At 51.6% G+C, this 10,614-nt stretch carries 11 protein-coding genes; 4 read left to right on the plus strand and 7 right to left on the minus strand.

Annotation, left to right across the window (positions count from 1 at the left end):
• Positions 1-249: 249 nt before the first annotated feature.
• Complete coding sequence (locus B2067_RS07695) at positions 250-783, minus strand: hypothetical protein (RefSeq protein WP_301388012.1); 534 nt, start codon at positions 781-783, stop codon at positions 250-252.
• A gap of 205 nt (positions 784-988) precedes the next feature.
• Positions 989-1,711, minus strand: a complete 723-nt coding sequence (locus B2067_RS07700; RefSeq protein WP_301388013.1) for a hypothetical protein — start codon at positions 1,709-1,711, stop codon at positions 989-991.
• A 284-nt stretch (positions 1,712-1,995) separates the two neighbouring features.
• On the opposite strand from B2067_RS07700, the gene trxB reads away from it, so the two are divergent.
• Positions 1,996-2,946 (plus strand): thioredoxin-disulfide reductase, encoded by a 951-nt coding sequence (trxB, locus tag B2067_RS07705; protein ID WP_297530302.1) that lies wholly within the window; start codon positions 1,996-1,998, stop codon positions 2,944-2,946.
• Positions 2,947-2,959: 13 nt separating this feature from the next.
• On the opposite strand, the gene B2067_RS07710 is transcribed toward trxB, so the two are convergent.
• The 4 genes from B2067_RS07710 to B2067_RS07725 all read right to left on the minus strand — a co-directional run bounded on the left by B2067_RS07710 (position 2,960) and on the right by B2067_RS07725 (position 7,187).
• A complete protein-coding gene (locus tag B2067_RS07710; protein WP_297530301.1) occupies positions 2,960-3,805 on the minus strand; it encodes a M48 family metallopeptidase in 846 nt (281 codons plus the stop codon).
• A 15-nt stretch (positions 3,806-3,820) separates the two neighbouring features.
• Positions 3,821-4,276: a YbjQ family protein gene (locus B2067_RS07715; RefSeq protein WP_301388015.1), complete on the minus strand. Its 456-nt coding sequence runs from the start codon at positions 4,274-4,276 to the stop codon at positions 3,821-3,823.
• On the minus strand, positions 4,276-4,596 hold the full coding sequence (locus B2067_RS07720; RefSeq protein ID WP_068434926.1) for a YbjQ family protein: 321 nt from the start codon (positions 4,594-4,596) through the stop codon (positions 4,276-4,278). The genes B2067_RS07715 and B2067_RS07720 overlap by 1 nt, the downstream gene beginning before the upstream one ends.
• Positions 4,597-4,688: 92 nt before the next feature.
• A complete protein-coding gene (locus B2067_RS07725) occupies positions 4,689-7,187 on the minus strand; it encodes an acyl-CoA dehydrogenase (protein ID WP_301388016.1) in 2,499 nt (832 codons plus the stop codon).
• 351 nt (positions 7,188-7,538) lie between these two features.
• Here B2067_RS07725 and B2067_RS07730 point away from each other — a divergent pair, with 351 nt between their 5' ends.
• Genes B2067_RS07730 through B2067_RS07740 form a run of 3 tightly spaced genes read left to right on the plus strand, consistent with a single transcriptional unit; the run spans position 7,539 to position 9,954 of the window.
• Entirely contained in the window at positions 7,539-8,780 is a 1,242-nt protein-coding gene (locus tag B2067_RS07730) for a hypothetical protein (RefSeq protein ID WP_076515013.1), read from the plus strand.
• Between the two features lie 2 nt (positions 8,781-8,782).
• Positions 8,783-9,499 (plus strand): OmpA family protein, encoded by a 717-nt coding sequence (locus tag B2067_RS07735; protein WP_068441440.1) that lies wholly within the window; start codon positions 8,783-8,785, stop codon positions 9,497-9,499.
• Positions 9,496-9,954, plus strand: a complete 459-nt coding sequence (locus tag B2067_RS07740; protein WP_301388018.1) for a hypothetical protein — start codon at positions 9,496-9,498, stop codon at positions 9,952-9,954. Before B2067_RS07735 ends, B2067_RS07740 begins: the two co-directional genes overlap by 4 nt.
• Positions 9,955-9,963: 9 nt before the next feature.
• On the opposite strand, the gene B2067_RS07745 is transcribed toward B2067_RS07740, so the two are convergent.
• On the minus strand, positions 9,964-10,614 hold a 651-nt coding region (locus B2067_RS07745), incomplete at its 5' end, for an LEA type 2 family protein (RefSeq protein WP_301388019.1).

Consider the following 10,614-nt stretch of genomic DNA (forward strand, 5'->3'; position numbering starts at 1 on the left):
ATGACGCTGAGCCGAATGAGCGTTGTTAGCCCTGATGTTCTTCCATTGGTGTTCACGCGGTGACTCCCTTCTTACTGGTTTTGGGGGAGTTATCAGACCACGTCAGATGTGACCTTGTTCAGGGCAAATCGATGTTAATTGAGGGAAGGGCGCTTTGTGTCTGGACACTATTAAGGCTGCCTGGGGTAGTGGCGCAGTCTCTCGGTCAGACTGCGCTCGTGCTCAATAATGGCTGCGTTCGACAAGGAGTTAGTCAGACCCAATCAACTTGAGAGTTGAGTTTTCGAGAAGGCGTACGTCGTCAAAGATAATGTCCCCCATTGGGGCACCTGAGCTGTCTCGTGCCTTAAAATCCCGGTAGGCAATTTCGCCGATACGATCCGGTAATATAAGCGTTACCGTGGCATCAGCATTGAAAATAACCCGCTCGGCTTCAGGGTCGTCATATTCAATACCAGTGATCGTGTAGCCGCTGAATGCTGGGAGAAATGGAATTGCTGTCTGGAGAACCGCCATCAGGGCAATTTCGGGTGCCTGATCAGTAGGACCTGTTTGGTCGACAACCTCCATCAGATAATCAATGTCATCCTGGAATCCCTGAGCTACCACCCCCGACATGCCTTCGTCGTAAATAGCGGTCATGCCGACACGTTTTGCGAGCGAATCGGGATCCGTGGGGCGTTTTAACTCTGCGAAAGCCGATGTCGATATAATACTCAGGCCGATGGCTGAGACCATTGAGGCGATACGGAAGGTTTTCAGTCCATTAGATAAAGCGTCCATAGTTTCCTCGAATATTCTTATTAGTGTCTGAGAAGCTGTTCAGCTATCAAACATCAAAGTGGCTGAGGATGACTAGTGATTGTGACTCAATTCACATTACGCGGTGATGGCGGCTTCAATTGTCCGGACTAGAGAGGAAAGGTGAAAAATACAGGCGCAAAAGGTCTAATTAGTTTAGATCGTTTTGCGCCCGGCTTTTAGAGGGTTAGTTGCGGGTGCGCAGAGTGATGGTTGATCCCTCTGACATGCTTAAGTTCTTGATCGACAGGTCACCCATGGCTGGTCCTGTAGCTCCCCGGAAATTGACATCCTTAAAGGCAATCTCACCGATGCGTTTTGGGCCCTGCATTTCGATTGATCCATCTTCATGAAGGGTCACAGATGGGCCGTCACCATAGTACTCAACATCGCTGATCTCGTAGTCTGTCAGCATGTTAAGACCGGGGAAGATACTCTGTAGTGCGGTCATGGTGGCTGTTTCAGGAGCGTCAGCGCCATCAGAGTCGCCATTGAGGACGTCCTGCAGGTAGGCAACGTTCTCACTGATGCCCTGACCGGTGATCTCTGCCATATCGCCTTCAGAAATAGGCGTCATGTTGCCAAAACCAGCAATACGTTTCGCTTCGTACTGCTCAGCCTCTATGGACGTGTCGATGGATGCGTTTGCGCTGGCAACAAAAGGTTGAACAGGGCCAAGCAGCACGGCACCTACAGCTGCTACCATACGATAACGTGACTGGCCTTTCAGTGCTTTATCGAGTTGCTTCTCTGTAATCCATCCCTTCTCGACCATGATCTCACCAAGCATCAGCTTGCTTGTGCTTTGTAGATCCAATGCTTCATCTAGCTGGCGACGGGTGATGAGTCCTTTGTGCATGAGTAGCGTGCCAAGGCGCGACTTCTGCTTTATTTCTTGTTGTTTACTCATTTTCATGGCCTTCGGGTTATTGCTTTGTGAGGTAATCCTGACCCATGGCTAAATTTTCGACAACGAACAGAATTTGACAGTTGAACCATTGTTCAATTTAACCTGATGCATCCCATTGATTTAAAAGGGGAAAGGCAATGTAAGCCAGCATTGTTATTTGTTGTAATGCCATGTTAGACAGCTTGATTGTAGGCATTAAGCGGGGTTACGCGACTCCCCTTGATTCTTTATACTTCGGCCCCAGTTTAGTTACCTACCTTTTTACTTTTTCACGGAGACAGCGGATGAGTAATCCCCGCCATATCAAGATGTTAATCCTGGGTTCTGGCCCTGCTGGCTACACAGCAGCGGTGTATGGGGCTCGCGCTAATCTCGACCCGGTCATTATCACTGGTATGCAGATGGGCGGACAGCTCACCACTACAACCGAGGTAGACAACTGGCCGGGGGACGCTCAGGGCGTACAGGGCCCCGAGCTGATGGAACGCATGAAAGCGCACGCAGAGCGTTTCGACACTGAAGTTGTGTTTGATCAGATCAGTGAAGTGAAGCTTGATCAGCGTCCGTTCTGGTTGAAAGGCGACTCCGGCGAATACACCTGTGATTCGTTGGTCATCGCAACAGGCGCAAGTGCCAAATATCTTGGGCTTGAGAGTGAAGAAGCATTTAAAGGGAAGGGCGTTTCAGCGTGTGCGACTTGTGACGGTTTCTTCTACCGCAAAAAGCGTGTCGCCGTGATTGGTGGTGGTAACACCGCCGTTGAAGAGGCACTTTATCTCTCTAATATCGCCTCTGAAGTCGTTGTAGTTCACCGCCGTGACAGTTTCCGTAGTGAGAAAATTCTGGCTGATAAGCTTCTCGATAAAGCAGAGAACGGTAACGTTACTATCCGCTGGAACAGTGAGCTGGATGAAGTGCTGGGCGATGACATGGGTGTTACCGGCATGCGCATTAAAAACCGGGAGACGGGCGAAACTGAAGAACTCGACCTTGAAGGTATTTTTGTAGCTATCGGTCATTCACCGAATACCGGCATCTTTGAGGGGCAGCTGGAGATGAAAGACGGCTATATCGTCGTTCAGAGTGGTCTGCATGGGAACGCCACGCAAACCAGCGTTGAAGGTGTCTTTGCTGCGGGCGATGTATCTGACCATATCTACCGTCAGGCAATTACCTCGGCCGGCACGGGCTGTATGGCGGCACTGGACGCAGAGCGGTTCCTCGATAATCAGTAATCTGCTCGGGTGATTATCGGTTTGAAGAGGTGCTGTTAAGGGCTTCTTCAAGCCAAGCAGGAAGAGGGCGAAGCGGTACGTGAGTATCTTCGCCCTTTTTTTGCGACTCCAGAAACTCGATGCGTTCCTGGGTTGCGGGGTGAGACTGCCAGAGGCCCCATTGGTGGGCTGCGTCCTTGTCTGTCGTAAGGATATGTTCAAATAGCTCCTCAGAGCCTCTGGAATGACCGTAGTAGGCGTTGAGTAGCGTCACCGCTCTTTCATCCGCATCGCGCTCCATATCGCGGCTGAATGCCATCAGGCTGATAAAACCGGTCTGTTGTGCAACAGTCCCCGCAGACGAGTTATCAAACCCTGTGAGCAGTGCGATTAATGTGTGGCCAATCTGCTCCAGCATAAGGACGACGGGGTGTCGTAATTCAATGTGGGCGTACTCGTGCGCCAGCACCATCGCCAGGCCATTCTCACTGTTGACGGCATCAAGCAGACCCCGGGTAACGTGAATATTGCCGCCTGAAGTCGCAAAGGCATTTGCGGCATCAACATTGGGCAGCCAGTGCACCTTAACTGAGGGAATTTCAGCTTCTTGCGGGATCAACTGCTGGGTCAGACTCTGCAGGTAGTCAGCAATTCTCTGATCCTCTTCTGAACTGTATCCAGAGGGAGCCAGAGAAATATCTGGCTCCCACTCAAAGGGCACCGTCGGGGCTATGCGCACCGCCCCCCAGCCGATCAGGAAGGAAAGACTGACCACTGCCAGCAGCAGAGCGCCCGCCATGATGACGAAGTCGACGAAGGGACTTTCGTGCTGATTATTAATCCCCTCGGGTAGCTGCGGGTTTTCTTTTGGGAAACTCATCCTTAAGGCTCACAGCTACTTAGAGGCCGTGCTGGCTATCAGTGCGGTTCCGTAGGCAAGCACCTCTACTGAGCCAAGACCTTTGCCTGCATTTTCTCCGATGCGGGAGGTTTCATATTTCACGTTGTAGATGGTCTCTGCACCGAGTTGACGTGCTTCGTCCTGCATACGCAAAACAGCTTCCCGCCGGGCGCGGTCAAGAAGACTTTCGTAAGCACCGACCCGGCCGCCAAAAATATTTCGCAAAGAGGCAGCGACGGTTTTGAAGTAATCGACAGAGATTACGACGCTACCACATACCAGAGTGGACTCGTGCCGGAGATACTCTGGGGGAGGAATTTTGACAGGTACAACAGAGATCACTCTGAGCTCCTGCTCGCGTTGGATGATGGCGCGGTAATGACGACTCTCGGAAAGCCGCCCGAAAACGTAACCCAGCCCAAGGAGAACAAGGAATACGATCAGTTCCATCAGCGATCTTCCACAAGCACTGCAGTACCATACACGAAAATTTCGGAAGCACCGGCAGCAATGGAGGAGGTGGAGAAACGAACGTTGATGACAGCATTCGCTCCCAGCGCAGCGGCTTGCTGTTTAAGACGGTCGATGGCTTCTTCCCGGGACTCGCTCAGGAGCTCGGTATAGCCTTTTAACTCGCCGCCAAAAATATTTTTAAAGCCCGCCATGATGTCACGACCGGCATGTTTAGCACGCACAGTGCTGCCCTGTACCATTCCCAGATGCTGGGTAATGCGCTTACCCGGCACGACTTCCATATTGCTGATAAGCATCGAACTCTCCCTTGGCTGGAGTTTTGATAATACCCGAAAAGCGGGCACAAAAAAGCCCCGCAGGGCGGGGCTTCTTCTTACGACGTCAGCAATTAAGCAGTAGCTTCGTCAGACTTCTTTTTAGAGGTCTTTTTTGCTTTGTCGTGGTTTTCAGCAACAGTACCGAAGTGTTCCAGAGGGAAGTGGTCAACGTGTACCATTTCCAGAACATCTTTCTCGAATGCGATCATGAACTCGCCTTCGTCGGCTGTCAGAATGCCCATCTCAACACCTTCGTTGATACGGCCTTCGATTGACAGAGTTGCTTCGTCGTACTTACCAGCTTTGATAGCATCGCCAATTTTCTTGTAGATGCCCTCAGCTTTCTCAACACGATCCAGCAGGCTGTCGTAGACAGCCAGCGGGTTACGCAGACCGTTCTCGTATGCAGCACCGTATTTCTCGCCACGGTAGGCACCCTGAATCAGACGCTCACGGGTGTCAGTGTGGTAAGAAACCAGGTCTACAACTTTAGCGACCAGCTTATCGTTAGGTGCTTTAGCACGACGGCCCAGTGGCATAGTCAGAACTTTCAGCAGCCATGCAGCAGGACGTGCTGGCAGGTTCTGCAGGAAGGCTTCATGTGCTTCTTCGAATTCGAAGAACAGCTTCTCGATAGAGTACTGAACCAGTGGCAGGTCTTCTTTGTTTGAACCCTGGTCAGCCCAGTGCTTCAGTACCATAGAAGCCAGGTACATCTTAGAAACCATGTCCGCCAGACGTGCAGAAATCAGCTCGCGGAACTTCAGCTCGCCACCCAGAGTAGACATAGCGATGTCGACACAGATTGCGAAAGAAGCGGCGTACTTGTTCAGCTGCTTGTAGTACTGCTTGGTAGGACCAGACACAGGCACACCAGTGAAGGCTGCGTTAGTCAGGTTCAGAACCAGAGCACGGCTCATGTTAGAGAAGATGAATCCGAAGTGACCAAACAGCGCCTTATCGAAGCCTTTCAGGTCGTTCGCTTTCGCAGTTTCCATTTCTGGCAGTACGAAAGGATGGCAGCGGATCGCGCCCTGACCAAAGGTGATCATAGAGCGGGTCAGGATGTTTGCACCTTCAACAGTGATCGCAACAGGAACAGAAGAGTAACCAGACTCAACATAGTTCTTAGGACCACGGATAATGGCTTTACCACCATGAACGTCCATCGTGTCGTTAGCAACGGCACGGGCGATTTCAGTCAGGTTGTACTTCAGGATCGCTGAAGGAACAGAAGGCTTGTGACCTTCATCAATAGCGATCGCAGTTACGCGTGCAGCAGCGCCAGCGGTGTACGTGTTACCGGCGATACGCGCAACGCGCTCCTGAACACCTTCCAGCTTAGCAATCGGCACATTGAACTGACGACGGATACGTGAGTATGCACCGGTAGCCGCGATAGAGTACTTACCACCACCAGCACCAGAGCTTGGCAGAGTAATACAACGGCCAACAGACAGACACTCAACCAGCATGCGCCAGCCCTGACCAGCCATGTCAGCACCACCGATGATGAAGTCCAGTGGGATAAATACGTCTTTACCGAAAATCGGGCCGTTCATGAACGGAGAACCGACTGGCTTGTGACGGTTACCGATGTCCATACCTTCAAGGTGGCGTGGCAGCAGAGCTACGGTAATACCAACGTCTTTCTTGTCGCCCAGAAGACCTTCTGGGTCAAACATACGGAACGCCAGACCAACAACAGTCGCCACTGGAGCCAGAGTGATGTAACGCTTTTCAAAGTTCAGTTTCAGACCCAGAACTTCTTTACCTTCCCAGGTGCCCTTACATACAACACCAACGTCAGGCAGAGAGGTCGCATCAGAACCGGCACGTGGACCAGTCAGACCGAAACATGGGATTTCACGACCGTCAGCCAGGCGCGGCAGGTAGTGATCTTTCTGCTCTTGAGTACCGTACTTCAGCAGCAGCTCACCAGGGCCGAGAGAGTTAGGAACACCTACGGTAGAGAAGGTCGCACCTGATACAGTCAGCGCCTGAAGAACAGCAGACTGAGTCTGAGCAGAGAAGCCAAGGCCACCGTACTCTTTAGGGATAATCATAGAGAAGAAACGTTCTTTCTTGATGTACTCCCAGATTTCCTTAGAGAGGTCACCGTTCTGGCTGATTTCCCACTCGTCTACCATAGAGCACAGAGTTTTAACCTGGTTGTCCAGGAAGTCCTGTTCTTCTTGTGGGATAGTCGGGTTAGGGTGGTTCAGCAGCATCTGCCAGTTTGGCTTACCAGAGAACAGTTCACCATCCCACCATACAGTACCGGCTTCCAGAGCTTCACGCTCGGTGTCGGACATCTGCGGCAGAATCTTCTTGTAGAAGTTGAGGATCGGCTTAGTCACAGTGTTGGTACGGAAACCATCGAGGCTCAGTACACCCAGTGCGCCAGCAGCGATCAGAGAGATTACGGTAACAGCAGTTGCTGCGCCGAAAACCAAAGCAGCTACTGTAAAAGCAGCCATAACACCGGCTGCAACTTTCAGCGAGCTACGCTTGTAAGTCAGAGCGACCAGTGCGCCAACAAGGAGCAGGCTCCAGATTGTCGTAGTCATATCAGTACCTCAATAAGGTGGCCATAGGGCCGTTATTATTTCTGTTTTTTCATACTTCCAGCGCACGAGGCGGTTACTCACTCGCGCGTGAGGCTGGCATTCTAACCAGTAAAATCACTGCTTCGCAAACCCCAAATGTAAATTTCTTAGGGTGTAGCGGGGTGGGATTTTTTCTTTGATTTCAATAATTTCGCTGATTCGCGCGCTAGCCTGTGCTGTTTTGTGTGTGGTCTGGCACAAACACCTTGCACTGGCGGTTTTGGTGTCAGAAACGAGCTTCCCGGCGAAAGCGTAAATAACGACTAAACTGACTCTGTGTGATGCAATAAATAACCTGTCAGGCTGCGTATTATGGTGTTGGAACAATTTTCGGTATGGACGCTCGTACTTATTGGCGGTGTCCTTGCTCTTGGCATTTTCTTTCATTTGTTCCGGTATTCTTCGAAGACAGCAGAAGTCGCGCCCGCGATTCTGACCAGTATTGGTATTTTCGGTACGTTTCTTGGCGTAGCACTTGGCCTCTGGCATTTCGACACCGCAGATATTCAGGGCAGTGTCCCACGACTGATGGATGGTCTCAAAACGGCCTTCTGGACTTCGATCGCGGGTCTGTTCGCTGCCCTGACCCTTAAGATCCGAGCAGCGGTCGAGCAGGCGGGCCGGCGTGCGGCCAGTCAGCATCGGGCCGCTACTATTGATGATCTTGACCTTTCTCTCCAGGCGCTGGTGAAGCAATTACACGATGGCTCCGAACAGAGCCTTCGCACTGAACTGGCGAAACAACACCAATCTTCCCAGCGACGCTTTGACCAGCTTGTTGATGTATTGACGAATTATCAGCAGAAGATGGCCGATGCGAACGCCAAAGCACTGGTTGAAGCCATTCGCGCTGTCATGAATGAATTCAATACCAAGATTAATGAGCAGTATGGGGAAAACTTCCGTCAGCTGAATGAATCCGTTGTTGCCATGCTGGAGTGGCAGCAAACTTACCGGACACAGCTCGACGACCTGATTTCAGAGCAGGAACGGTCGTCCAACCTGATGAAAGAAGCGAGCAACTCGTTTGAATACATGGTTCGCAACGCCAATGCGTTCAACGGTATTTCGGAGTCCCTACAGGAGCTTCTGACAGGCCTCGAAACACAGCGTATGAACATTCACTCCCAGCTCGGTAGCCTCGCGGATATGGTAAATAACGCGGCTGAAGGGTTGCCGAAGCTTGAAGAGCGATTGTCTGTTCTTACCCAGGGTATGTCGGATGCTGTCCAGTCTCAGCAGAGATGGGCGACAGAAGAATTGAGCCAGACACAAAAAGAACTCACGTCCCAGTTACACAGCATGATGTTAGAAAGCCAGGAGCAGCTATTGGCTCAACAGCAGCAGAGTCAGCAGCATATGCAGAAACTGGGTGAGCGCCTGGAACGTCAGGTAGCTCAACTGGATACGGGCATGGAGGAAGAACTTAATAAAGCGCTTCGTGCATTCGGTCTTCAATTAACGGCACTGTCTGAAAAATTTGTCTCTGATTACAGCCCGCTCACTGACAAGCTCACAGAGTTGGTGAATATGGCCAGACAGGTTGAGGACTGACCATGCTGGATGACTCTCAGAAGCTGGATGACTCGCAGGATCACGAAGGTCATTGGGTGGCTGTTTCTGACTTAATGGCGGGCCTGATGATGGTGTTCATGCTGGTCTCCGTGGTCTTTATGATCAATGTCGAAACTGAGCGCGATAAAATTCGTGATGTGGCGATCCTGTACGATCAGCTCCGCACCCAGTTGTACAAGGATCTTGAGACAGAATTCGCTGACGACATGCCACGATGGGGGGCTGAGCTCGATGAAGATCTGGCTTTCCGTTTTAATAACACCGATGTTCTGTTCGATAAGGGGGAGGCAGAACTCAAACCAGAGTTTCAGGCCATCCTTGATGATTTCTTCCCTCGCTATGTGCGAATTATCACTCAGGAGCAGTACCGCGACGATATTCTCGAAGTGCGCATTGAAGGGCATACCTCCAGTGGTTGGTTTGGTGCACGTTCGGAGGACGAAGCTTATATTCTTAATATGAATCTGTCGCAGGAGCGCACGCGCTCAACGCTTGCCTATGTGCTCGGACTGAAACCCGTTGCCGACGATAAAAACTGGTTGAAGGCGCATCTCACGGCCAATGGCCTATCTTCTGCCAAGGTCGTACGGGATGATGAGGGGAGTGAGCTTGGCTCTGCTTCCCGGCGGGTTGAGTTCCGGGTGCGTACCGATGCTGAAGGGCGCATTGCTACGATACTCGACCGGGTTCAGCCATGAAGCTCTACAACTTTCTTGAGGAGTCGGAATTCAATGCGCTCAAGCACCGTATGGGAGCGGACGGCTATGGACATTTTGTCGAATTCGACCCTGAACATCAGCTGACATTCGGCGAACGTGACCAATTGGCCAGAGGGAGACTGATCGCGCTCCCCGGGCAATTACGCATCCTCCCTGACCGCACACTCGCACTAAAGAATTCCAGGGTATGGATTGAAGGGGAGGGGCAGATTCACCTCGCTGCTTGTCACGAACTCCACCGGCTTCGGGACGCTGACAGCATCAAGGTCAGCACACGTGATCCTGAAAAAACACTCAGCATATGCCCCGACTGTCTGGCAGAACTCAAATATCTGGGCCTGGACGGCCGCAAGAGTCGTCGTTTGTCTGAGCAATTGGACGAACTCTTCTCTATGGAGCGTTTCCGACAGGATTATCCCTTCTACCCGGTATAAATCGCCCGGTTAAGGATTCAGCGTACGCTCCGCCTTGAATTTAAGAGGCTCGGGCTTCCAGAGACCAATGTCAGGCGTGACGTCTGCACTGCCGTCGATCCCCACTTTGACCGCTTCTCCACCAGACAGCATGCGGAAAAGGCTGATTCCCAGGTTAGTCAGACTGACCTCCAGAGGAATATCAATTTTCTGCGATTGGCCTTCCTCGAGTTTAACGCTGCTGAGTGCACCTTTACCCAGTGACTTTCCTTCAGCCTGAAGGTTATAGGCCAAAGAATTGAGATCCAGTCCGAAAGCATTTGGGTTTTCTACGTCCAGGCTGAGCATCAGTTTGGCTCCGCTCCAGCTGACATCCGACAGGCTGATATCACTGAATGTAATCTCCGGCAGCTGCGGTATCGGCAGGTTGCCTGCGAAATTAACGGGAATACTGATATTGCCCATGACTGGAACATCCATGAGCACATTGCCGTCGAGCGTGTAATCAACAGAATTTTTACCGCTCAGGCCGCCAATCGCGTTGGCCAGGTCGGTGAATTTCAGAGTCACTGGCAGCTGCACAGATTCAGTACCATTGGCGGGTACAGTCACGGTTGCGTCTGGTTGATTTACCGAGGCCAGAGGTGATCCGCCGACGCCCAGATCAAGGTCAAAGCCAGC

The organism is Thalassolituus sp. UBA2590, assembly GCF_002339775.1.
Taxonomy (GTDB): Bacteria; Pseudomonadota; Gammaproteobacteria; order Pseudomonadales; family Oceanobacteraceae; genus Thalassolituus.